Origin of the sequence: Paraliomyxa miuraensis (assembly GCF_026337845.1) — a bacterium.
GTDB lineage: Bacteria > Myxococcota_A > Polyangia > Nannocystales > Nannocystaceae > Paraliomyxa > Paraliomyxa miuraensis.
In genome coordinates, this window is the sequence record NZ_JAOVZF010000161.1 from 398,069 (window position 1) to 422,636 (window position 24,568).

At 70.6% G+C, this 24,568-nt stretch carries 14 protein-coding genes; 4 read left to right on the forward strand and 10 right to left on the reverse strand.

What is annotated here, in order from left to right; all coding sequences use genetic code 11:
* The first annotated feature begins 351 nt into the window (after positions 1-351).
* Positions 352-2,034 carry a serine/threonine protein kinase gene (locus tag OEB96_RS37080; RefSeq protein ID WP_266221614.1) on the forward strand — a complete coding sequence of 561 codons (1,683 nt, stop codon included), beginning with the start codon at positions 352-354 and terminating at the stop codon, positions 2,032-2,034.
* A gap of 23 nt (positions 2,035-2,057) precedes the next feature.
* Here OEB96_RS37080 and OEB96_RS37085 read toward each other — a convergent pair whose 3' ends face one another.
* The 3 genes from OEB96_RS37085 to OEB96_RS37095 form a co-directional block, all read right to left on the reverse strand.
* A complete protein-coding gene (locus tag OEB96_RS37085) occupies positions 2,058-3,890 on the reverse strand; it encodes an ABC transporter ATP-binding protein (protein WP_266221615.1) in 1,833 nt (610 codons plus the stop codon).
* The gene (locus OEB96_RS37090) at positions 3,883-5,745 is read right to left on the reverse strand and encodes an ABC transporter ATP-binding protein (RefSeq protein ID WP_266221616.1); all 1,863 of its coding nucleotides are present in this window, start codon (positions 5,743-5,745) and stop codon (positions 3,883-3,885) included. Before OEB96_RS37090 ends, OEB96_RS37085 begins: the two co-directional genes overlap by 8 nt.
* A 105-nt stretch (positions 5,746-5,850) precedes the next feature.
* Complete coding sequence (locus OEB96_RS37095) at positions 5,851-6,513, reverse strand: hypothetical protein (RefSeq protein ID WP_266221617.1); 663 nt, start codon at positions 6,511-6,513, stop codon at positions 5,851-5,853.
* Positions 6,514-6,679: 166 nt separating this feature from the next.
* Here OEB96_RS37095 and OEB96_RS37100 point away from each other — a divergent pair, with 166 nt between their 5' ends.
* From OEB96_RS37100 to OEB96_RS37110, 3 genes are all read left to right on the forward strand, one after another.
* Positions 6,680-7,945 (forward strand): alkyl sulfatase dimerization domain-containing protein, encoded by a 1,266-nt coding sequence (locus OEB96_RS37100; RefSeq protein WP_266221618.1) that lies wholly within the window; start codon positions 6,680-6,682, stop codon positions 7,943-7,945.
* Positions 7,946-8,206: 261 nt separating this feature from the next.
* Positions 8,207-8,908, forward strand: a complete 702-nt coding sequence (locus OEB96_RS37105; RefSeq protein WP_266221619.1) for a hypothetical protein — start codon at positions 8,207-8,209, stop codon at positions 8,906-8,908.
* A 194-nt stretch (positions 8,909-9,102) separates the two neighbouring features.
* On the forward strand, positions 9,103-11,511 hold the full coding sequence (locus OEB96_RS37110) for a GH92 family glycosyl hydrolase (protein WP_266221620.1): 2,409 nt from the start codon (positions 9,103-9,105) through the stop codon (positions 11,509-11,511).
* A 290-nt stretch (positions 11,512-11,801) separates the two neighbouring features.
* Here OEB96_RS37110 and OEB96_RS37115 read toward each other — a convergent pair whose 3' ends face one another.
* From OEB96_RS37115 to iadA, 7 genes are all read right to left on the reverse strand, one after another.
* On the reverse strand, positions 11,802-12,803 hold the full coding sequence (locus tag OEB96_RS37115; RefSeq protein ID WP_266221621.1) for a GGDEF domain-containing protein: 1,002 nt from the start codon (positions 12,801-12,803) through the stop codon (positions 11,802-11,804).
* Positions 12,804-12,809: 6 nt separating this feature from the next.
* Positions 12,810-13,151 carry a hypothetical protein gene (locus OEB96_RS37120; RefSeq protein WP_266221622.1) on the reverse strand — a complete coding sequence of 114 codons (342 nt, stop codon included), beginning with the start codon at positions 13,149-13,151 and terminating at the stop codon, positions 12,810-12,812.
* A gap of 60 nt (positions 13,152-13,211) precedes the next feature.
* Positions 13,212-17,579: an AAA domain-containing protein gene (locus OEB96_RS37125; protein WP_266221623.1), complete on the reverse strand. Its 4,368-nt coding sequence runs from the start codon at positions 17,577-17,579 to the stop codon at positions 13,212-13,214.
* A 21-nt stretch (positions 17,580-17,600) separates the two neighbouring features.
* Positions 17,601-20,543 (reverse strand): cyanophycin synthetase, encoded by a 2,943-nt coding sequence (gene cphA / locus OEB96_RS37130; RefSeq protein WP_266221624.1) that lies wholly within the window; start codon positions 20,541-20,543, stop codon positions 17,601-17,603.
* Positions 20,544-20,630: 87 nt separating this feature from the next.
* Entirely contained in the window at positions 20,631-21,467 is an 837-nt protein-coding gene (locus OEB96_RS37135; RefSeq protein WP_266221625.1) for a cyanophycinase, read from the reverse strand.
* 59 nt (positions 21,468-21,526) lie between these two features.
* Positions 21,527-23,242 carry an AAA family ATPase gene (locus tag OEB96_RS37140; protein ID WP_266221626.1) on the reverse strand — a complete coding sequence of 572 codons (1,716 nt, stop codon included), beginning with the start codon at positions 23,240-23,242 and terminating at the stop codon, positions 21,527-21,529.
* A 100-nt stretch (positions 23,243-23,342) separates the two neighbouring features.
* A complete protein-coding gene (gene iadA / locus OEB96_RS37145) occupies positions 23,343-24,527 on the reverse strand; it encodes a beta-aspartyl-peptidase (RefSeq protein ID WP_266221627.1) in 1,185 nt (394 codons plus the stop codon).
* Positions 24,528-24,568: the final 41 nt, after the last annotated feature.

The window sequence follows — 24,568 nt, forward strand, 5'->3', positions numbered from 1 at the left end:
CCCGCGGCGTCGTCAGGCGACGCAGCCTCCATGAAGAAAGCCCTTGTCTTGCGCCCCGGGATCGGGCCGGGCACGAGACAAGGGCCGTGGGAGCCTAGGGCTGCCGATGCCCAGCATGACGGGTTCCCGGACCAAAGGGGGACAGAAAGGACGTGCGCGCCGGTGAGGACACACGGACCTTTTGGGCCAAACGCGTGCTACACGCATGCTGAGCCGGACCCTGTGCACGGCTCCTCCCATCCTCGGACGGGCAGATCCAAAAGTGCTCCGTTGCGCACGTACGCGCAGGTCTTCCCACGTTTGGGCATTCTGCTTGACGAGTAGGTCGCGCCCTCGGCAGCTTTCTTGCCAATGGGCTCGCTGCACGACGCCTACGAGCTCGGCGGCGTGGCGGGGCATGGCCGAACGTCGCTGGTGAGGCTGGGGGTCCGCCGAGGCGACTGCTCTCCGGTGGCGCTCAAGCAGCTGAGGATCGAGCACGCTCCCGACCCGGACAAGCGCGCGCGCTTCGTGGAGCAGGCCCGGCGCGCCTGCATGCTCCAGCACGAGGGCATCGAGCAGGTGCTCGACGTGGTCGACGGCCCCGACGGTCCGATCGCCGTGACGGAGTGGATCGACGGGCGCTCGCTCCACCGCCTGGCGCTGGCTCGTCGCCGGCGAGACGAGCCCTGGCCGGCGCTCGAGGTGGCCCTGGTCGCGCGGTCCTTGCTGGAGGCCCTGCGCCACGCCCATCACCAGCGCACCGCGTTCGACGCCCAGGGGATGCTGCACGGTGGGCTGTGGCCCGGCAACGTGCTCGTCGACGTCGAGGGCAACATCAAGCTCGTCGACTTCGGCATGGCCTCGGTGTGGCAGGAGGCTCGCGAGCCGTGGCAGGACCTCGACGCGCTGCGCTACCTCTCGGCCGACCACGTACGCCACGGCGCGACGGCGGCGTCCGACCTCTACGCCGTGGGTGCCATCGTGCACGAGTTGCTGTCGGGCCAACGGTTCCGCGACGAGTACGAGACCGAGGCCGACATGCGCACGGCCATCGATCGCGCCGACCCCCCGGGCAAGCCACGCGAAGACGTGCCCATCCAGCTCGAGCGCCTGCGACGCCGCTTGCTCGAGAGGGTCCCCAACCCGCGGCTGACCCTCGAGCACATGCTCGACCTGTGCGCGGCGATCCCGCAGGGTGACGCCCGCGAGGACCTCGCGAGCCTGGTCAAGGATACGCTGCGAAACGACAGCACCTCGCCCGATCCCGAGCCCACGCCACCGCGGGGGATCCCGATCTCGGTCGCCGCCGAAGAGGCCGATCGCGAGCCGCCCCGCACGTTCGAGGGGGTCGCCACCGCACGCCAGCGGCCCTCGGCGGCGGTCCACTTTGCCGCGGGCATCAACCTCGAGCAGGTACCGCTGGGTCAGTCGCCTCGACCGCCACGAAGGCGCGACACCCAGTCGGTTCCGGTCCCCGTCGACCACGAGCAGACGGCTCCTCGTGCGCCGCGGTTCTTGCAGCAGACCACGCCTCCGGTGAGCGAGGAGACGCTGGCCGCCGAGCGGCTGCGCTCCGGGAGCGGCGAGCTCGAGCTGGATGACGAGCCCGCAGACGCCGAAGTCGACGAGCCCGACGGGTACGACGAGCCCGACGAAGACGACGGCGCATCCGACGAGGATGACGATGGCGCTCCCCGGGCCACAGCCGATGCCGACACCGCTCCGATCGTGTTTGGCGACGCCGCGGTCCCCGAGCCGATCCCCGAGGACGACGACGCTCCCGATCTGCTGACCGAGCCCGACGTCACCTCCGAGGTCACCCGCATCGCGCGGCTGCCGGAGGACGACTCGATTCCTTCGCCAGCGGTCGACCTGGCCTCGGTCACCGAGCGGGTGCGGCCGCGTCATCGCGGTCCCCGAGCGTGGCTGCGCGGCCCACTGGGCTGGGCCTTGCTGGGCGCGGCTGCGGTGGGCCTTGGGGTTCCGTTGTTGTCCCGCTGCCACGCCGAGCCCACCGAGGCCCGCCTTCCGGTCCCGGCACGAACCCACTGAGCGTGGCGGGGCCCTCGAGCCTCTCAGCCAGCTTCGGCCTCTTGCCCCTCTTCGGGCTCGCGAAAGCCCATCTTGACGAGCTCGGCGTAGGCCCCGTCCCGGGCGATCAGCTCCTCGTGCGTCCCCTGCTCGGCGACCTTGCCGTCGTGCAGCACGAGGATCCGATCCGCCTTGCGCACGGTGCTGAGGCGGTGCGCAATGACCAGGACGCTGCGGCCCCGCAGGAGCTGCTCGATCGCCGCCTGGACCTTCTGCTCGGTGAGGCTGTCGACGTTGGCCGTGGCCTCGTCGAGGATGAGCATCGTGGGCTGACGCGCGGCGACGCGGGCAAACGCGAGCAGCTGGGCCTCGCCCGCCGAGAGGTTGCCGCCACGCTCGCCCACCGAGAGCTCGAGCCCACCACGGGCGCGCACGATCTCCTCGGCCTGTACCACCTGCAGCGCCCGGTGCAGGCGCTCGGGCTCGTTGCGCAGCGGGACCTCGCCCAGCGAGACGTTGAACGCGACGTCGTCGTTGAACAGGAACACGTCCTGCTGGACCATCAGCAGGTGGCGTCGTAGCTGATCGGGCGGCACGTCGTGGAGCTCGACCCCACCGCCCCGGTCGGCGTCGTCGAGGCGGATCGACCCGCGATAGCCGTCGTAGAAGCGGGTGAGCACCCGGCCCAGGCTGGACTTGCCCGAGCCCGTACGGCCTACCACCGCGACCACCTCGCCGGGCGCCACGTCGAAGGAGATCCCCCGCAGCACGTCGGGGCCCTCGTCCTTGTAGCGGAACTCGAGGTCGCGCACGCGGAGGCCACCGCGCCAGCTCTCGAGGGGATCGGCGGCCCCGGGCTCGGCGCGGGCCTCGGTGGGCTCGTCGAGCAGGCCGTAGATCCGCTCGAGCGACGCGGCCGCGCGCTGGATGGTGGCGAGCTTGCCGGAGAACTCCTTGATGGGGCCGAACACCCGCTGCAGGTAGTCGACGAACGCGAACAACAGGCCCAGCGAGATCGCTCCGTCTTCCACGGCCACCTCGGGCGCGGCGAAGTAGAGCAGCAGCGCGATCGAGAACGCCGCGATCCCGTCCATGAGCGAGTAGAGCAGCGCATCGAGCCAGTTGGCCCACTTGGTGGCCTCGAGGTAGCGCGTACCCAGGCGCGCGTACTCGTCGCGGGCGCTCTGCTCGCGACGGAACAGCTGCACCACCGTGACGCCCGAGAGCTGCTCGGCGAGAAAGCCCGTCTGCCGCGACTGAGCCTTGCGCACCTCGAGCTGAAGGCGTCGCAGGCTGGCCCCCACGTAGCGCACCAGCAGGAACAACACGGGGGTCACGGTGAGGGTGATGATCGTGAGCTTGGGGCTCAGCACGAACATCGCGACCAGGATCGAGCCGATGATCACGACGTCGGTGAGGATCGTGAACACGCCGAAGGACATCGTCTCGGACAGCGCCTCCACGTCGGACGTGGTGCGCGTGAGCAGGCTTCCCATGGCGTTGCGATCGAAGAAGCGGGCGGGCAGGCGCAGCACGTGGGCGAACACCGCCCGCCGCACGTCGTAGATGGTGGCGTGCCCCGCTCGCTGTAGCGCATAGACCTGCACGGCCGAGCACAAGAACTCGGCGATCACGGCGCCGAGGAACGCCATGGCCACCAGCCGCAGGCCGAGCATGTCGGCCTCGGGGATGCTCGTGTCGACGGCATGCTTGACCAGCAGCGGCCGCAGGGTCGACATGCCCGCCACCACCGGGATGAGCAGCAGGCCGCCGAGCAGCCAGCGCCGATGCGGCCGGGCGAAGCTCCAGAACCGACGCAGCAGCGCCACGGAGCTGACGGGCTGGGCCTTGGACGCATCGCCGGGTGCGTCACTCATCGCTGGCCTCCTGCCCCTGGTGGTGGTGCGTCTGGGCGTAGAGGCCCCCGCGCGCGACGAGCTCGGCATGGGTGCCCCGCTCGAGCACGCGGCCCTGCTCGAGCACGAGGATCTCGTCGGCGTGCTCGAGCACGCTGGTGCGATGCGAGACGATCACGGTGGTGGGTGGGCGCTCGCCGAGCGTGCCGCCTCGCAGGTTGCGGATGGCCTGCACCAGCCGGACCTCGGTGCCCTGATCGACGGCCGAGAGCACGTCGTCGAGCAGCAGCACGGGCCGGGCGCGGTAGAGCGCTCGCGCCAGCGAGGCGCGCTGCCGCTGACCACCGGAGAGCATCACCCCACGCTCGCCCACCACCGTGGCCAGGCCCTGGGGGAGCTGTCGCACGTCTTCCTCGAGGCAGGCGGCGGCCAGGACCTCGCGCAAGCGCGGGTCGTCTCCCGTCTCGTCGCGAGCCTGGTCGCGGGCCTCGACCGCGTCGGCCCTGGCCTCGCGGCCTCGATCCGACTCGACGTCGGGCTCGCGCTCGCGCTCGGCCCACGGGTTGGCCTCGGCCAGCCGGATGTTCTCCCGCAGCGTGGTCGAGAACAGGAACGGTGACTGTGGCACCACCGCCATCGCCGCGCGCAGCGAAGCCAGGTCCAGCCCGGCCGAGTCATGGCCGTCGAAGCGCACCGTCCCCGCGGGCGGGGTGTGGACGCGTGCGAGCAGGTTGACGAGGGTCGTCTTGCCCGAGCCGGTCTTGCCGAAGATCCCCAGCGTGTGGCCGGGCTCGATCGTGGCCGAGATCCCGTGCAGCGCGGGCTCGTCGTCGTCGGGGTAGGTGAACGAGAGCTCGCGTAGCTCGACGCGGGGCGGATCGACCAGCTCGACCCGCTCCTCGACGTCGGGGAGCCCGGGGGGCTCGAGCAGCACGTCCTCGACCCGACGCAGGGAGACCACGCCGCGCGACACGGCCGCGAGCACCCACGCCAGCGCCATGAGGATTCCGACCAGCGACAGCAGCAAGCTGGTGAAGGTGGCCAGGCTGCCCACGGGCAGCTCGCCCTCGATCACCTGCTGGCCACCCACCCACAGCACGATGGCCGCGGCCACCATGCCGGCGACGCCGAGCACCGGCATCCCGAACGCGCGCACCGAGGTGGCGCGTAGCTGGAGGCGCAGGTACTCGTGGTTGCGCTCCTCGAAGCGCTCGAGCGCGGCCGCCTCGACCGCATGCGCCCTCACCGTGCCGATGCCCGTGTAGGTCTCGAGCACCCGGTCCGACAGCCTTGCCAGCAGCTGCATGGACTCGCGGATGATCTCGAAGAAGCGCTTGATGGTCCACCGCATGTAGAAGCCACCCAGCGCCACGGGTACGAAGCACCACAGGGTGAGCGTGGGATCGGTGGTCCACATCTGGTAGAGGTGCAGCGGGATCGCGACCGCCACGTTGCAGACCTGCAAGCCGGCGAAGCCCACCAGCAATCGGACGGCGGTGGTGTCGTTGCTGGCGATGCTCGCCAGCTCGCCGACCTTGTGCTTCATGTAGAACGGCCGCTGCATCGACAGCAGGTGGCCGAAGACGTCGATGCCCAGGCGGTACTCGATGTCGCGCCCCGGATTGAAGAACAGCACCCGCGACAAGGTGCGTACCAGGATGACCACCAGGCCCAGCACCACCAGCTCCACCGCGAGTCCCTGGCTCTCGCGGAGGCCCTGCGGGCCGCCGGCCTCGAGCACGTTGAGGGTCTCGCCGATGATGGCGGGGATGCGCACCACCACCCAGTTGGTGGCGAACAGCATCACGCCGCCCAGCAGGTACTGGGGGATGTTCTGCCGCGCGTAGCGGTACAGGAAGCGAAAGACGCTCTTCACGACACCTGCGCGGCGTGGTTCGGACGAACGGGCGGAGCCGACTACTGAAGCACCGGACGCCGCCCGGTCACCGGGACGGAGCCGACGGGGCCGAGGTTACCCGGGTCAATCGCCCTCGGGCTCGTCGCCCTCGACGACCTTGAGGCTCTCGTCCTTCTCGATCGCCGTGAGCTCCTCGTCGATCCCGTCGAGCTCCTTGCGCAGGTCGGCGATCGCAGTAGTGAAGCTCTCCTCGGCGGAGATCTCCGGGCCGAGGTCGCCGCTCAGCAGCTCGAAGTTGCGCATCGCGCCCACCAGCTTGGCCTGGATGTCGATCTGGGCGCCACCACCCTCCAGCAGCTTCTTGAAGCTCTCGTCGGCGGCCTTGGTCTCCTCCTTGAACTTCTCGGAGAACTTCTCGAACGCCTTGGCGGCGTCCTTGGCCTTGGCCCACTTGGGTGCTTCCTTCTCGACCTTGTCGACCATGCCGCGCACGCTCTTGAGCAGGTCGCGGTGCTCGGCGAGGTGAGCCTTCACGTACTCCCGCTCGCCCTTCTTCATGACCGCGATGTTCTCCTCGGCCAGCTCGTCCTTGTCCTTGAAGCCGGCCTTGCGACGCGCTTCCTCGAGCTCCTCGGGGGTCATGTCGGTCTTGGTCGACTGCTTGAGGTCGGAGAGGCTCTTGGTGGGGGGGGGCGTCTCGATCTTGGGTGTTCCCGAGTCGCAGGCACTAAGCCCGAGCACGAGCCCAAGGAACACCATGGCGCTGGCAGAGTCACTCGATCGCATCGTGGGGTCTCCTGGATCGGGGGGATCGGTGCCCGACCCTACCCCGAAACGGGAGCGTGGCCCAGCCATCCGCCCCGATCGGGCCCCGGAGACCGGTCGAACGGCCGTTTCCCGCGGCCCAGGCGATCGCCCAAGCGATCGGTGGCCGGGTCATACTGGCCGCGTCATGACCGTCAGCGTCTTCCAGCGGATGAGCGAGCACTACGGGCAACCACCGGAGCAGGCCAAGTTCTACTGGTCGGGGGGCCCGGTGGAGGTGGCCCGTCGCACCTGGTTCGTGTCGTTCTTCAGCGGCGTCACCGGGTTCGAGACCGACGAGGGTCTGGTGCTCGTGGACTCGGGTCTGTCGCGGCTGGCCCCCGCCCTCGACCACATGCTGCGCCGCCGCACCACTGCGCCCGTCCACACGGCGATCTTCACCCAGGGGCACGTCGACCATGCGTTCGGGCTGTCGGCGTTCCTGCGCGAGGGGCAGGCCCCGCCGCGGGTGGTGGCCCACCGAGCCATGCCGGCTCGATTCGAACGCTACGCCCGGACGGCGCGCCACAACCAGGCGATCAATGCCCGGCAGTTCGGCGGCACGGTGGACATGGCCGACGATCAGATCGAGACCTTCCACGCGCCGACGCCCGGACCCGACACCCTCTACGACGAGCGTCACGAGCTCGAGGTGGGCGGGGTCCGCTTCGAGGTCCACCACTGCCGCGGCGAGACCGACGATCACAGCTTCGTGTGGTGTCCCGATCGCGGAGTGCTGTGCCCCGGCGATCTGTTCATATGGGCCGTGCCCAACGCCGGCAACCCTCAGAAGGTACAGCGCTACCCGTGGGACTGGGCGGTCGGGCTGCGCAAGATGGCCGCGCTGGGAGCCGAGAGCCTGTGCCCCGGACACGGGGGCCCGGTGGTGGGCGACGCCAACAAGATCCGCATGATGCTCGAGGACACGGCGGAGCTGCTCGAGACGATCGTCGAGCGCACCCTCGATGCGCTCGACGAGGGCTCGCCCCCGCACGTGGACATCGTGCATCGCGTGCGGCTGCCCGTGCGCGACGCCCCCTGGCTGCAGCCGGTCTACGACGAGGCGGAGTTCATCGTGCGCAACGTGATCCGCTACTACGGTGGCTGGTGGAGCGGGCGGCCGTGCGAGCTCAAGCCCGCGCCACGCAGTCGGGTGGCCGACGAGGTCGCCGCCCTGGCCGGGGGCCCTCGCAAGCTCTTGGCGCGCGCCGAGGCGCTGGTGGCCGAGGGAGACCTTCGCACGGCGTGCCACCTCGCCGACTATGCGCTCGAGGCCGCGCCCGACGATGCCGAGCTCGCGCATCGGGTCGCGGCGATCTACGAGCGCCGGGCCAAGGGGGAGACCAGCCTGATGGCGATCAACCTGTTCAGCTCGGCGGCCGCGTACGCGCGCGAGGGTCGGGCGTTTCGGTAGGACCCATGGGCTCGTGACGCCGCGCGAGCACGCGCGCGCGTGCGTGCTCGCGCGTGCTCGGGTCTCGATCGATCGATCGACACGAGCGAGGTCGCGCTGCGGCACACCTCACGTACGATCGTCCTTGCCGTCCACCGGTAGAGGCGCTATCCCACTCGACCCGGACGCTGCATCGCGGTCGATCGTCGATCGCGCTGCGCAGGGCCGGCCAACATCGAGCTTCGCTCCTTTCTGCGCGCTGCCGCGCCGGAGGGCCTCCCCATGCGCCTTTCTGCCCTTGCTCCCTTCGCCCTGTGTCTGCCCCTCTGCACCATTCTCGGCTGCGAGCTCGATCCCGACGGCCCGGCGCCCGACGAGCGCGAGGACGTGATCGACGAGCTGCCGGCCCAACCACTGCCGCTGCCGGACTCGCCCACCGCCTACGGCATGCTGCGCGTGGCCAACGAGCTCGACTTCGCGGCGCTCGATCGCGAGGTTGGGCTCGACCGCCAGGCGGCCGAGAGCATCATCGCGCACCGCGTGGGTCCCGATGGCTACCTCGGCACGGCCGACGATCGCTTCGTGAGCGATCTGGGCGAGCTCGACGGGCTCTACTGGCTGGGCGAGGAGAACCTGTGGCGGCTGCAGGCCTACGCGCTGCTCGAGGGCTATGCGCCCGACGCCATGCCGCAGGCGTGTGATCCGGCGCTCGACGAGGTGCTCGTGGCGTGCAGGCGCCTGGCCACCGAGCTCGCCGGCTCGGGCAACACCATCACCGTCGATCCGATTGCAGCATGCCTCGACGGTGGCGAGCCCGACGGGCCCGCAACGGAGCTGTTCGCCGGAGCGGGGCTGCCTCGCTACCTCGAGCCCGCGCTCGGGTACTTCGCGATGCTGTGCGGGGACGGAGCCGAGACCTCGGTCTGTGCACTGGGCGTGGCGGGGCTGGCCGACCTGGCGATGAGCGAGTGCGTGAAGCCGTAAAGGCTAGTGACGACTCGGCAGGCGCGCGAGCATTGCATCGCGCAGCTCCAGGAGCTCGAGCGGTGCGCGCTGGACCTCGAGCTGCTCGCGCGCCACCGCCTTGGCAATATCGTGACGGGGAAGCGGCGATCGTGCTGCCAGATCCCAGCCAACGGCGTCGGGGCCGAGTGCTTCTGCGGTACGATGCTCGCACGATGAAGCGATGCACCCGGAACGCACGAACGGACACGCAGCCTCGGACCGTGCTCGCGTGGGTCGTGCTCGCGCTCGCGGGGTGCCACCACGATGCGCCGCCCGCCAGCGGTCACGACGCCAGCGACTCGGGCTCGACGGGCGACCCCATCGCCACCACCGATGACACCTCGACCGGCGTCGCCGACTCCAGCACCGGCGATGCCGAGGAGCCGTGGTCGTGGCCGCCGGAGGTGCTCGCCTCGTGGGTCGATCCCCGCATCGGCACCGGCGGCACCGGCTATGGCGTGGGCACCACCAACCCCGGGCCCTCGGTGCCGTTCGGCATGGTCAAGCTCGGCCCCGACACGGGGCTGGGGCCCGTGCAGCTCTCGTTCACCAACTGCACCGGCTATAGCTACGGCGATACGCACGTGTGGGGCTTCTCCCACTCGCGCCTCAATGGCATGGGCGTGCCGGACTACGGTGCGGTGCTGGTGACCCCCACCATCGGCATGGCGCCGGGCAAGGCGCTGCCGGGAGGGGCGCGCTCGTCGTTCTCACACGACACCGAGGACGTGGCGGTGGGGTACTACGCGGTCGACCTGGCCGACCCCGGGATCCGAGCCGAGCTCACGGGCGGGATGTGGGGCGGGCATCATCGCTACACCTGGAACGAGGCCACCGACGAGGCCACGGTCGTCATCGACCTCGGCTACAACCCCGCCGGGGCCAGCTCGACCGCGGGACGCGTGGAGATCGATCCCGAGAGCGGCCGGGTGCGCGGCTTCATGACCGTGGACGGCAGCTACTCGTCGCGCTTCGGCGGGCTGCGAACCTACTTCGAGATCCGCCCCAGCGAGCCCATCGTGGGCTTCGGGGTGTGGGACGAGGGCCGGACGCTGCACGAAGGCGTGTCGCTGCAGAGCGGCAGCACCATCGGGGCCTGGCTGCGCTTCTCACCGCCGCCCGAGGCACCCACGGTGGAGCTGCGGGTGGGGCTCTCCTACCTCTCGATGGAGCAGGCTGCGGCCAACCTCGAGGCCTCGCTGTCGGGTTCGTTCGAGCAGACCCGCGACGCGGCCGTGGCGGCCTGGGAGACGGAGCTGTCGCGTGTTCGCGTGGCGGGAGGCACCGACGACGAGCGCACGATGCTCTACACCGCGCTCTACCACGCCTGGCTCGCGCCCACGCAGCTGACGGAGGCCAACGGTCGCTACCGGGGCTTCGACGGCGGGATCCACGACGCGGGCAACGACGTGTACTACAGCGACTTCTCGCTGTGGGACACCTATCGCAGCCTGCATCCGCTGCTCAGCTTCGTGCAGCGCGATCGCCATGGCGACATGATGCAGTCGCTGGTACGGATGTACGAGCAGGGCGGCGACCTGCCCAAGTGGCCGCTGGGCACCGGCTACACCGGCGGGATGGTGGGCACCAGCGCCGACATCGTACTGGCCGAGGCGATGCTCAAGGGGATCGACTTCGATCACGAGCGCGCCTACGAGGGCGCGCGGCTGCACGCCACCGAGCCCCGTCCCAACGCCGGGCGCGCCGGCATCGAGGGCTACCTCGCGCGGGGCTACGTGGCGGTGGAGGAAGCAGGATCGTCGGTCTCGCGGACCCTCGAGTTCGCCTGGGCCGATGCGGCGCTGGCCCGGATGGCCGAGCGCCTCGGCCGGGCGGACGACCAGGCCATGTTCGAGGCCCACGCGGCGGGCTACCTCGGCCTGTGGGACGAGACCGAGCAATTCTTCGTGGGTCACCACGCCGACGGCAGCCCCGCGCTCGAGGGGTTCGATCCAACCGAGTGGGCCGGCCCGTACGCCGAGGGCGATGCCTGGCAGTACCTGTGGATGGTGCCCGACGTGGAGGGACTGGTGGCGCTGCACGGCTCGCGGCAGGCCACCCGCGACCGCCTGCTCGAGTACTTCGAACTCTCGACCGAGCAGAGCCAGAGTCCCTTGCAGCCAAAGCCCTACTACTGGCACTCGAACGAGCCCGTGCTCCACGACGCCTACCTGTTCAACGATCTGGGCGATCCGGCCAGCGCTCAGCGCTGGGCGCGATGGGCCATGGCCCAAAACTACGGCACGGGCCCCGACGGCCTGCCCGGCAACGACGACGCGGGGACGATGAGCGCCTGGTATGTGCTCAGCGCGGTGGGCCTCTATCCCGTGCCGGGGACCGAGCGGATCTGGATCGGCAGCCCGGTGTTCGAGCGCGCCGAGCTCGATCTGAGCGATGCCACCGGCTCGCGCAGCCTCACGGTCATCGCGGATGGTGCCGGGCCGGGGGCGATCTACGTGACGGGGGCCGAGCTCGATGGGGCTGCGCTCGAGCGGCCGTGGGTGTGGTGGTCGGAGATCGAGCAAGGCGCCACGCTACGGCTGACGATGAGCGACACTCCCGGCAGCTGGGGCCGAAATTAGCGCACGAGCAATCGACGTCAGAGGTGCAGCACGTGCAGTTCCTGGCCTGATGGCAGACGCCTGCGGCCTAGGACCGCCTTGGTGGTCACGAGGTCGCACGCTCCAGCTGAACCAGTAGCTGCTCGACCGGCTCGGGCAGGCTGTACCACGCGATGCCATTGCGGTACTCGATCACCCACAGCCCGTAGAGCATCTGCTTGGCCACGCCGCTCGATTCGTCGAGGCGGAATTCCCTGCGAACTCGCTGAAGCAGACGTGCATTGTAGAGCCACGCCTCACCGCGCCGGTCGCTACCCCACCTCGAGCAGCTCGTCGCGGTAGATCTCCCCGCGGTACCACGCCACCCGATCCTTGCCCTGCCCCTTCGCATGGTTCTTCGCCCGGTTGGCCCGCTCGAGCACCTCGCGATCGGTCAGGATGCAGTCGGGCCCCACCGGGCACACCCCCGCGCTCACCGTGATGTCCTCGTCGATCCCGGGCAGCACCAGCTCTCGCAGTGCGCTCTGAAACCGCTGCAGCAGCCTCACCGCGTCCTCGCGCTCGGCATTGGGCAACAGCACCACGTACTCGTCACCACCGAAGCGATACGCATGCCCATGCACGAACGCATGCGCCTCGAGCAGCTCCATGAACGCGGGCAGCAGATCGCGATCGACCCGCGTCTCGCCGTAGCGGGTGTTGAAGCCCTTGAAGTCGTCGATGTCGAGGAACGCCACGCACACCGGTACGCGCCGCAGCCCGCAGCGCACGCGGTAGGCGGCCAGATCGGGCGCGAACAGGGCGGGCGCCTCGAGGATGTTGAACTTCTCGTCGTAGACCCGGGCCGCGAGATCCTGCGCGCCACCGAGCGCCTGCTCGGCGAAGCGCAGCGAGAGGTAGTCGGTCAGCCGCGGCAGCCGGGCGATGACCACGTCGGAGAACCACGGCGCGTCGACCACCCCGTCGAGCACGCGCAGCTCCTTCTCGAGGTAGCGGATCGCCTCGCGATGGCCGGTGCGACGGCGGGGCTCGTCGATCTCCGAGGCCAGGGCGCGGCGCTGGTGGGCCACCACCGCCTTGAGCAGCCGGGCGTGGATGTCGTGGACCGAGAACCGCGTCTCCCCTCCACCAACGGGCTGGTCGAGCTGCCGACCGATGAGCGTCAGCTCCTGGTAGAGCTCGTGGAGCTCGGGCGGCCGGTAGTCGCGGAGCTGGGTGCGGATCGGCTCGGCAAGCTCGACCTCGATGGCCTGCTGGAACCGAGTCAGCGCACCTCGCAGGATCTTGGCCTCGACCGCGTCGAACTCGGGCATCGCCAGTCACTCCTCGACGCGAGTCAGCTCGACACCATCGACCGTCATCATCCACTTGCCGTCGACCAGGTGCGGCGGCTCGGTCACGTGGAACTTGGTCTTGACCACCATCACCCCCACCACGAAGTCGTCGCCCTGCCAGCCCTGCAGGGGGCCGTCGATCGTCACGGTGCTCCGGCCCTCGGACTTTCGGTAGCTCACGTGGCCCTCGGGGCGGATCTCGAGCTGGATTCCCACCCCGTGCCAACGCCCCGCGAACTCGGCCTTGTCGGCCGGCAGCGGCTGACCCTTGCACGCCGAGGCGAGCAGCACGAGGCAGAGCAGGACGGATGGGAGCAAGCGGCGCATGGGAGGTCGATGCTAGCACCCAAGCGGCAACGCCACGACCAACGTCCCGTCCGGGGTCGTCTACCGGTCCCCCCGCACGCGACGCTCGATGCGCTCGAGCACCGCGTCCCGCTCCTGCAGCCACATGCCCGGGGTGACCCGCAGGATCGTCCACCCGAGGCGCCGCCACAGCTCCCGCGTGTAGACGTCGCGCGTGATCGGCTCGGCGATGCGCAGGTGCTGGGTGCAATCGATGCCGAGCCCCCAGTCGGTCTCGGCCCCGCCCTCGGCCCCGCCCTCGGCATGGATGCGCACGGCCAGATCGATCCGCTGCACGCCCAGCCCGTGATCGACCGCAACGTCGAGGCCACGCTCGCGAAGCGCCTCGGCGAGCTCGTCGCGCACGCGTACGCCGAGCGGTGGCTCGGGGCTCGGGGTCGACGAGGATCCGGCGACCCAGCCCGCACCGTCCCCCAGGACCGCTGCCTCGTGGAGCAGCGCGGCCACGTCGGCCTCGCGTCCCTCGGCGGCCGCCTTCACGTAGCGCAGGTAGCCCCGCAAGAGCTGCGGTCCCACGTGGCGTGAGCCCGAGACGTCCAGCCCATCGGGATCGAACGAGCACACCACCCACACGCCCAGCCGCGCCCGGGTGATCGCCACGTTCAGCCGCTTGTCGCCGCCGTCCATCCCCACCGGGCCAAAGCGGGCGTGCACCGGCCCTCCGGGCTCGGCCGGGCCATAGGCGGGCGAGAACACGATCACGTCGCGCTCGTCGCCCTGCACGTTCTCGAGGTTGCGAACGAAGAGCTGCTCGATGGCAGGGCGCTGGCGATCACGCGAGAGCGCGTGGCGCAACGCGGGGTCGACCGATGCTCGGGCCGAGAGCCGCTCGAGCACCAGATCGGCTTGGTTGAGGTTGAAGGTGACCACCCCGACCGAGGGAGGGCTCCCGCCTCCCGGCACCGTACGCTGCAAGAGCGTGCCCACCAGATCGACGACGCGCTCGGCCTCGATGGGGTTGCGCTGCTCCTGCCACAGCCCGTCCACGCGAACGAAGCGCAGGCCCTCCACGTCGGACGATCGAATCCGCTCGGCCCGCGGTGCCGTGATGAGCCGACCACCGTAGAACGCCCGGTTGGAGTAGGCCACCAGCGCCTCGTGCCGCGAGCGGTAGTGCCAGCGCAGGGTGGTCGAGGCAAACGCCACGCGAGCCAGCTCGAGCAGCGACTGGCTACCGAGCACCGCGCCGTCGTCGTCTTCGAGCTCCTCCACCCCGTGCGAGGCCTGGAAGAAGCGGCTGGGGGGCATCTGCTGCTCGTCGCCGGCCACCAGCACCCGTCGTGCCCGCAGCGCCACGGGCAGCGCCGACTCCACGGGACACTGGCTGGCCTCGTCGACGATGAGCAGATCGAACAGGTCGCGCCGCAGCGGGAACATCGAGGCGACCGAGTCGGGCGAGCACAGCCACACCGGGCGCACGTCGGCCAGGCCCCGGTCCCAGTACTGCTCGACCAGCTGGCGCAGGGTGAGCCGACGCCGACGCTTGCCGGCCTGGGCCGCGAGCTGCCGCAGCGCCTTGGCGCTCGCCTTGCTGGCGCTCGCTCGCCCGGCGATCCGGTCGCGGTAGGCATTCATCACCCGTGTGGCCGCCTCGCGGCGGCCGTCGGCCACGTCCTGCGCGAGCAACCCGAGCAGCTCGTCGTCGACCAGCGGTGCCTCGAGCACCGTACGGCTGCGGCCCGCCAGCGTCAGCGCCCGCCATGCCCGCCGCATGGCCCGGCGCGCGTCGTGACCCGCGGGCTCGCCCGACGGGTGCCGTCGCCAACCTCGAAGGAAGCGGCGCACCCAGCCGGGCTCGCGGGCCAGGAGAGCATCGACGCGGGTGGCCTCGGGCGCATCGGACCACGCGGCCAGGATCGCATCGAGACGCTCGAGCGCGGGCGTCGGCTGCCCGTCCACGGCCTGGGCCACGAGCCCCTCGAGCGCCGATGCGAGGGTGCCGTCGTAGACCCCGTGGGAGCTGGTGCGAAGCCGGTCGCAGCAACGATGCAGTGCGCGGACCTGCTCCTCCAGTTCGAAGCAGCAGCGAGCACGCTCGCGATCGGCGAGTGCTGCGACCACGAACGGCTCGTCGCTCACCGAGCCCAGCGCCTCGAAGTCGGGCAACCTCGCATAGGGCTCGCCGCGCGCTCCCAGCCGCTCGCGCAGCGCATGCAGGGCTCGCACGCGATCGTGATGGACCCGCAGCTCCTCGATCGCGTCGGCGACCTCGGCGATCTCGCCCTGGAACCCGAAGCCGAGGAACGGGTTGTCCTGGGGCATGCGCGCCACGAGTTCCTGCCAGCGGATCGCCTCCTTGCACAGGCGCTCCACGTTGACCGGTGCGGCGCTCGTGCTGGGCGCCACCTCGTCCTTGCGGTGCAGCGACGGACAGCGATCGAGGATCTCCCCGGGCAACCGCCGCAGTCGCCAGTACGACGGCAGGAACACGCGCCGCCAGCCGGGACCCTGGGCCAGCCGACCGAGCTCGCCCAGCTGCTCGATCCACGCCTCGAGGGACGACCGGGGCTCGAGGATCAGCTCGTAGGGCACGGGGTGGAGCTGACGCAGGGCTTGCTCGAGCACCTGCATGATCTCGCTCCACTCGCCGTGGGCTGCGTGTCCGCCGGTCCACACCCAGAACAGCGAGAAGCGGGCGAGCTCGCGGCCGTTGGGCTCGGCGAGCAGGGCGAGCATGGTGTCGGCGGGCTCCCAGATCTCGCGCTGGAGCGCCGATGACTCGCGCGCACGGAGCACCCCGCCCCGGGTGGCAGCGAGCCGGGCCAGCGGGGAGCGCACGGCCTCGAGCCGGGTACGCAGCTCGTCACGCGCGTTCGCGTCGAGCTCGCCGAAGTCGCCGCGCTTCGCGAGCGGATGGGGCGAAGCCAGGGGCTCGGTCTCGTGCGCCAGCGCCTCGAGTCGGGGGATCTTCGCCTCGACCTCCTGCGGGGTGACGCCCTCGGCCACCGCCACGAGCTCCGGCAGCGGTCGACCATCGTCGTCGAGCTCCAGCTCGAGCAGGCGGGCCAGCGGCGGCCGACCCGAAGGACGCGTGGTGAGGGCGACGAAGGCCTCCTGAGTGAGCGAGAGCCGGGTCATCGCGCGCTGCGAGGCGCTGGGCGGCGAGGCGCTGGCATCGGTGGTCTCGCCCCGTGGCTGCGATCCTCCCGGCGAAACGGCCCCAATGGTGCTCGCGATCCCCTGGCACACCAGGTTGCGATCGGCCGCCACGTCGTGCACGAGCGCGAGCGGCTCGCCCAGGCCCACCGAAGCCAGGCGCTCGGCCACCACGTCGAGCGCCGCCCGCTTCTCGCAGCACAGCAGCACCCGCTGTCCGCTCGCGATCGCAGCGGTGACGAGGTTGGCGATGAGCTGCGACTTGCCCGTGCCCGGAGGACCCTGCACCACGATCCCCGGCGCGTCGGACTCGAGCCAGCGCAGCAGCTCGTCCTGGCTGCTGTCCGACGCCAGTGCCACGTGCTGGCGTGCGCCCATGTGCACGAGCGGCGGCGCGTCCTCCGTCGGGCGTCCGACGAGGGCCGGCACGGTCTCGTCCACGGGCGCCGGCTCGTCGGCGCCGAGCAGCTCGGCGGCCCGCCCCAGGACCTCGTCGGAGGGCACGCGCTCGAGCAGCTCGTCGTAGTCGCCGATGATGCTGCTGCCCGACGGTGGGAAGCGCCCCACCACGAGGTGGTGCTGCAGCTCGAACGCTCCCTTGTCCAATTGGGCCCGCTCCTGGTCGGTGCGCGGCGACAACGGCCGCAGGGCGGGCAACGACGGCAGCGGCGCCAGCGACAGCCCCAGGCGACCGAGGCAGGCTCCAATGCCCAGCCACGTGGGATCGTCGACGGCGAAGATCTGATCATCGTCGTCGGCCAGCAGCTCGTCGAGGGTGAGCGTGATCCCGGTGAGCCGCTGCAGGGTCTGGGCCAGCGACGCGTTGAGCACGGGAGGGCCGCCGAGCTCCGCGACCCACTGCAGCCGTCCCTCGGTCGTCGACTCGAGCCACAGGGGATGGAGCAGCACGGGGCTGCGGATCCACGTGCCGTCGTTCGTGCGCCCCTCCAGCAACGGCCACCCCACCGCCAGATCGCGCAACCCCGTCTCGAGCCAGTCCGCGTGGGCCGAGCGCGCGAGCACGCCCAGATCGTCGGCGATCGCCTGCTGCTCTGGAGTCCGGCCCTGGTGATCGGCGAGCGCGATGCGGGCATCGGGGCTGCGCCCGAGCACCTCGTGGAGCCGGGCGAGCACGTCCTCCATGCCTGCCCGGGGCAGGCGCCCCAGATCGAAGGCCCCGCTGCGCGTGCAGCGATTGAGCCGAATGGTGCGACTGCGGGTGTTGACCGCGGTGAAGCGATCCCGCAGCCGCACGAGCCGCCGGGCTCGCTCCTGGTGTAGCTCGGCGGTCATGGGCAGCGGGCGTCGTCCGGTCTAGTCACTGGTCTCGCGCTCGCGGACCAGGCGAACACCACGGGTATCGCTGATCACCCCGCCCGGCGCCACCGCCGGGGCGGCAGGAGTCTCCGTGTGCGTGCGAACCGGCGCGGGCTCGTGCACCCCGGGAGTGCCCGAGAGCGGACGCGCACGCGACAGCTCTCGCGCTCGCGGCTGCACGATCGCCTCCACCACCGCGGGCGACCGCGCGGGGCTGCTGGGCGCGGCCTCGGTCGCGAGCGCCCCGATGCCACCCATCCCGTCGAGGAGCTCCCGCGCCCGACCCCGCCGCGTCTCCCCCTCGCCGCCAAAGCCGATGATCTGCTTCCAGCAGCGCGTGATCTGATCACCGAACACCACCACCAAGTCACCGGCCCTGGCCTGCTCGAGCACGGCGGCGACCGCCTGCATCTCGTCCTCGATCACCTCGATCGAGCCCTCGGCCTGCCCGGCCTCGAGCAGCCCCTGCCGCAAGAGCCCCGTGACCTCGCCCTCCTCGCGCCCGCGCGGGTCGTCGTCACGGCGCAGGATCACGTGATCGAACACCCCCGCGGCGGCCCGCGCGACGTCGAGCACGTCCTGGTCGCGCCGGTCGCCGGGCGCCGAGAGCACGCACAGCCGCCGCCCCGTCACGTCCATGCGCCGGGCCGTGTCGGCCATCGCCGCCACCGCGGCCGGGTTGTGGCCATAGTCGAGGATCACCTTGAACGGCAGCTCGTCGTAGACGTTGAGCCGCCCCGGGGCCTGGAAGAACGTGGTGTCGAACGTGCGCAGCCCGGTGCGGATGTTCTCGAGCTTGATCCCCATCACGAAGGCCACCGTGGCGGCGAACATCGCGTTGCTCACGTTGAACATCGCCTTGCCCTCGAGCGTGGCCGGGATGAGGTCGGTCCACAAGAGCGGCATGTGCCCGCCGTTGTCGTAGAGCGTGATCATCTGCCCGTTGATGCCCTCCTCGAGCACGCAGGCGGCTCCCCCCGCACGGATGTGCTCGCGCACCAGCTCGTGGCGGGGGTTCTGGGTCACGTAGGCGATGCGCCTGGCCGAGGTGTGGTCGGCCATCTTCAAGCAGCGCTCGTCGTCGGCATTGAGCACCGCGCAACCGCGGCTGACCTCGATCACGATCCGCTTGATCCGCGCCAGGTCATCGAGCGTCTCGACCCCACCCAGCCCCAGGTGATCGCCTTGCACGTTGAGCACCACGCCCACGTCGTTGGAGCGATAGCCCAGGCCCGAGCGCAGCAGGCCCCCGCGCGCGGTCTCGAGCACCGCCGCATCCACCGTGGGATCGCGCAGCACCATCTGCGCCGAGACGGGTCCCGTCATGTCGCCGACGACCGTGCGCGAGCCGTCGATGTACACGCCGTCGGTGGTGCACAGCCCCACCGTGTGGCCCGACATCTTGAGGATGTGCGCCACCATGCGGCTGGCGGTGGTCTTGCCGTTGGTCCCGGTGATCGACACGATGGGGATCCGCGCGGGCGTGCCGGGCGGGAACAGCATGTCCATGACCGGGCCAGCCACGTCGCGCGGGCGCCCCTCGGTGGGGGCCACGTGCATGCGAAAGCCGGGGGCCGCGTTGACCTCGCAGATCGCCCCGCCGACCTCGCGGTGCGAGCGGCTGATGTCGGGGGTGATGAAGTCGATGCCCGCCACGTCGAGCCCGATCGCCTGGGCGGCGCGCGTGGCCATCTCCGCGTTGTCGGGATGCACCACGTCGGTCATGTCGGTCGCGGTGCCGCCCGTGCTCAGGTTGCCGGTGGAGCGCAAGTAGAACGGCTCGCCCTCGGGCAGCACCGTCTGCGGCGTGAACCCGGCCAACGCCAGCAGCCGCATCGCCTGGTCGTCGAGCTCGATGCGGGTGAGCACCTTCTCGTGCCCGATGCCGCGCCGCGGGTCGCGATTGACGAGCTCGACCAACTCCGCGATGGTGCACGCGCCGTCGCCCACCACGTGCCCGGGTACGCGCTTGGCCACGGCCACCAAGCGCCCGCCCACCACCAGCATGCGGTGGTCGAAGCCGGGGATGAAGCTCTCCACGATCACCGCGCTGCTGTGCTCCTTGGCCTTGGCGAACGCAACGGTGACCGCGGCCTGATCGCGCAGGTCGATCGAGACCCCGCGACCATGGTTGGCATCGACCGGCTTGACCACCACCGGGTAGCCCACGTCGTCGGCCGCCTCGAGCGCGCCGGCCTCGGAGTAGACCACCTCCTGGCGGGGCACCGGCAGCCCGAGGTCGCCCAGGATGCGGGTGGTCTCCTCCTTGTCGGAGGCGATCTCCACCGCGATGTGCCGGGTCTGCGAGGTGATGGTGGCCTGGATCCGCTGCTGATAGCGACCGTGGCCGAACTGCACCAGCGAGTAGTCGTTGAGGCGGATCCACGGGATGTCGCGCTCCTCGGCCGCGCGCACCAGCGACGCGGTGGAGGGCCCGAGCTGGCGACGCTGGGCGAACGCGATGAGCTCCGGCAGCTCGACCGCGAAGTCGAAGCCCTCGTCGGGCGGCTCGGGACGCAGCTCGGGGGGAAGCAGCGAGCACAAGAGGCGCAGCGCCAGCTCGCCCGCGGCCACGCCCACGCGCTCCTCCTCGAACTGGTAGACCACGAAGTACTCGCCGTGCTTGCCGGTGCCGCGGGTCTTGCCGAAGGTGACGTCGGCGCCCGCGAGGTTCTGCAGCTCGATGGCCACGTGCTCGAGCACGTGCCCGAGCCAGGTGCCCTCGTCCTCGCGAAGCCGCCGCACGAACCCGCCCGGGGTGCCATAGGAGCAGCCGTGCTCGTCGAGCGTGGGCACGGCCGCCAGCAGGGCGTCCACGAACCCGGGCAGCTTGGCGCTGGGCCAGTCCTCCAGCGGCCCGAGGTCCAGCCGCAGGCGGATCACGCCGAAGTGGGCATAGGGGTTGGGTCCACGATAGATGCGCTGCTCGAGGATCTGCATGGCCTTGGGAGACTTGGGTGAGAGCCCTGCGGGCGGGTCGAGGGTGCCGGGCGATCGAAGGTGCCGGCCGAGGTCCCGGTGGAGGTGTCAGTCGAGGGTGCCGGGGGGTGGGGTCGCGATGCGATGGTGCAGATCGAAGGACCCGCCGCCCGGGAGGACGTGGAGCCGCAGGCCCGTCATGCAGATGGCCTGCCCGTCCTCGGCCGAGCCCATGCTCGAGTGCTCGAGGCCGTTGGCGTCGATGATCGTGACCGCACCGCTGCCCACCACGTGGATCACGTCGTCGGGATCGATGAACGCCGCCGTGTCCTCGTCGAGGCCCACGCCGACGGCGAACGGGTTCAGGGCCAGCGCGGCGAGCAAGCGCCCGATGCGATCGCGCTCGCGGAAGTGTTGATCGATGACCACGCGGTTGGTCAGGCCCAGGCCCGGGGCCAGGGTCACGCGGCCCGCCACCGGGGTCGCGCCCGACTCCCCGAACGCGACCATGTGCTCCGAGAGCACCGCCGCTCCGGCCGAGGTGCCGCCCACCGAGACCCCGCGGGCGTTGGCCGAGCGGATCGCCCGGGCCACCGGGGTGCCGCCGAGGATGGTGGTGATGCGCAGCTGGTTGCCCCCGGTCAGGAAGATGCCGGTGGCATCGCGCAGCCACTGCAGCCAGTCGGGATTCTCGGTGTCGGTGCGGCGGCGGTAGTCGAGCGAGCGGGCCTTGCCCACGCCGAGCTCGAGGAACAATCGCTCGTAGCGCGTGCCCGTGTCCTCGAGCTCGGAGGCGGTGGGGATCACCGCGATCCGACCGTCGACCCCGCCGCACAGCTCGACGAAGCGACGGAGGATGACGGGCTCCTCGTCCTTCTTCTCGGCGCCGCCGACCGGCATGATGTAGCCGCGGCGGGCGGTTTCTGGGACCTTTGCGGGCGCCATCTCGTGGGCCGGGAGCATTGCCAGGCCACGGGGCCGGGGGCAAGTGCGAGCACCGCGCGTCACCCACCCGCACGAGCCACGAACGCTCGCTTGCCGTCGAATGCCGCCGCGAGCTCGATGATCGGGCTGGCTCCGCGCTCGCGTAGCTCGGTTGCGTAGTCCCGCTCGCGTAGCTGCCGAAGGCCGTCTTCCAGGGCCGAGGCCGGAGCCTCCCCGTCGTCGACCGTCTGGAGTTCCACCACCACCCCTGGCTTTCCGGCCGTACGCGGCAGCACCATCACATCGTAGCGCCCGTAGCCCGACTCGCGATTGCTCCGCACCTCGTACTCCGGCTGCAGGGCCACGAGCAGCCCCACGATGAAGCCGTGGATCACTCGCTCGGGCTCCGGTCCGCCGGTGTCGTGATAGGACAGGCTCACCTTCATCATCCGAGACAGGTAGTGCTCGATCGAGCGGGCATCACCGCGCAGGAGCGCCTGCAACAGCGCCTGCACCTCCGATGAGCCCCCCACGCGCACGCTCATCCAGTTGCGCACCATGGTCGCGAGCGCAGCATGGACCTCGAGGTTGGGCACGTCGAGGCGAGCCCACAGGGTGCGGCTGGCGTCGGTGTAGGTCTCCCGTGCCCGCAGATAGCCCGAGAACAGCAAGAAGCCCCACACCGCATCGGGGGTGGTCTCGATGTCGCGCAGCACCACGTGCTCTTCGATCGGCTTGTCGATGACACCGCCGGTCAACAGCGTCTCGAGCTCGGCCCGCAGCCCCTGAGGACCGGAGATCAACAGCTCGCGCACGAGATCGTTGGAGCTGGTCGCGATCCAGTACGGTCGAAACTCACGGTCCGCGCTGTCGAGGTAGTTGATCACCGACCATGGGTTGTAGAGCGTCTGCCCGCCGAAGCGGTAACCGTCGTACCACTCGCGGATGCCATCGACCGCCTCGGGAGAGCCTCCCTGCTCGGCCAGCGCCACGACCTCGGGCTCGGTGAAGCCGAACGAGGTCGCGAATTCCGTACGAAGGATCGAGTACACCGCCAGGTTGTTGAGCCCCGAGAAGATGCTCTCCTTGGCCACCCGCAAGATGCCGGTGAGCACGCCCTTGAAGAGGTGCGGGTTGTCCTTGAGCCCGCCCGACAAGAGGCTTCGCAGGTGGCCGACGGCCTGGTCGTAGTACCGCGCGTGGTAGGCGGCATGGAGCGGAGTGTCGTACTCGTCGATGAGGATGACCACGGGCTCGCCATGATGGAGCGCGAGCCATCGCGAGAGATCGCGCAACGCGGCCGCACTCTTGGCCGCGGAGGCCGAGCCGTGCAGGATGGCCGTGAAGGCATCGCGTTCTTGCGGCTGCAAGACGGCGCCATCGAGCAGGTAGGAGTGCTCGCGATAGAGTGCTGCGAGTTCCCCGGCCATCCGCGCCAAGTAGCCTTCCCAGCTCGATTCCTTGACGTCCTTGAAGGTCAGGAACATCACCGGGTGGCGCTGCCGATGTGCTCTCGCGAGCTCCGACTGCTCGACCACGAGGCCCGCGAACAGCCCGCTGCAATCCTCGGAGGTGCGCTCGAGCCCGCGTTCCAGCCCGCGTTCCAGCCAATAGCGGAGCATCGACAGGTTCAGTGTCTTGCCGAAGCGCCGCGGGCGGGGCACCAGGATCGCCTGGGCGCTGGCCTCGAGCACCTCGACGATGAACGCCGACTTGTCGACGTAGGTCAGGCCCTGCTGCCGCAGCATGCGAAAGTCCGACTGGCCGATCGGCAGGCGTAGCTTGGGCGGGCTCACCCCCGCACTCTACCGCACTCGACCGCGTGTACGGCGTCGCGCTCGAGTGCGGTAGCGTGGGAGGTGATGCACCCACCGCACGACGTGGGCGTGGAGCCGGCTACCCGAACGGCCCCGTGACCACCGCCTGGCCGTCCTGCACCAACCAGCGCCCGCTTGCCATGGTGGCGCGCAGGTCCAGGTCCCGGTCGAGCACAAGCAGGTCGGCTCGGGCCCCGGGTACGAGCCGGCCACAACCGGGCAGACGCAAGAGCGCGGCCACGTTGCTCGTGAAGCTCGGTAGCACTGTGGGGAGCGTCAGCTCATGCTGGGCCACGCAGGCCCGGATCGTCTCGAGCAACGTGCTGCACTGCCCCACCCCGAAGCTCTCGATGCGACCGTCGGTGCCGAAGCACGGCATGCAGCCGCCGCCGTCGGACGAGCAGGTCAGCCGCGACCCCGGCAGCCCGGCCCGATGCCACGCGGCGATCGCTGCGGCCGCCGAGAGCCCGTCGCCCACGTCGTCCTCGGGGAACGCGGTCACGTCGATGCAAGGGCCCGGCTCACCGCGTGCCTTGGCCAGCGCCAGCGCCTCCTCGAACAGCGCATGGTTGCGGTTGACGTGCGTGGGGTGGAACACCCGCCCTGGCAGCTCGGTGGTGTCGAGCGCCCGTCGCACCAGCTCGAGCCCGCGCGGGCCGTCGCCCATGTGCAGGTGCAGCACCCCCGCCTTGCCGGAGATCATGCCGCCCACGTGCACGTCGGAGGCCACGCGCAGCAATTCCTCGAACGTGGGCTGCGAGCTGCGATGGTCGCTGAGCGCCAGCTCGCCCACGCCGAGGATCGGCTCGACGAACACGAGGTCGTCGCGCACCGAGCCGGTCAAGGTGGTGACCGGAAGCTGGTAGCTGCCCGTCCAGCACCACGCGCTCAGGCCCTCTTCACGCAGGCCGTAGGTGCGCGCCACCAGCTCGCGGATCGTACGGGTGGTGCCATCGGTGCCGAGCAAACCGACCACCGAGGTCACGCCCGCGAGGCTGAGATCGGTCAGGCGCAGCGGCGGCACTCGACTCGAGAACCCAGCCTCGCCACCTCCGCCGGTCACATGCACGTGCGCATCGATGAGACCAGGGACGACGGTCGCGCCGTCGATGTCGACGACCTCGCAAGCGAGCCCGGCCGGCAGCGCATCGAGGCGCTCGGCCACGGCCAGGACTCGACCGCCTCCACACAGCAGATCCCGTCGCCCCTGCGGGGTAGGATCGTAGAGATCGGCGTTGCGTAGCAGCTGGAGCGGCTCGGCCACGGCCGCAGACTCTAGCAGGCTCTGGGCCCCGAAGTGGCCAA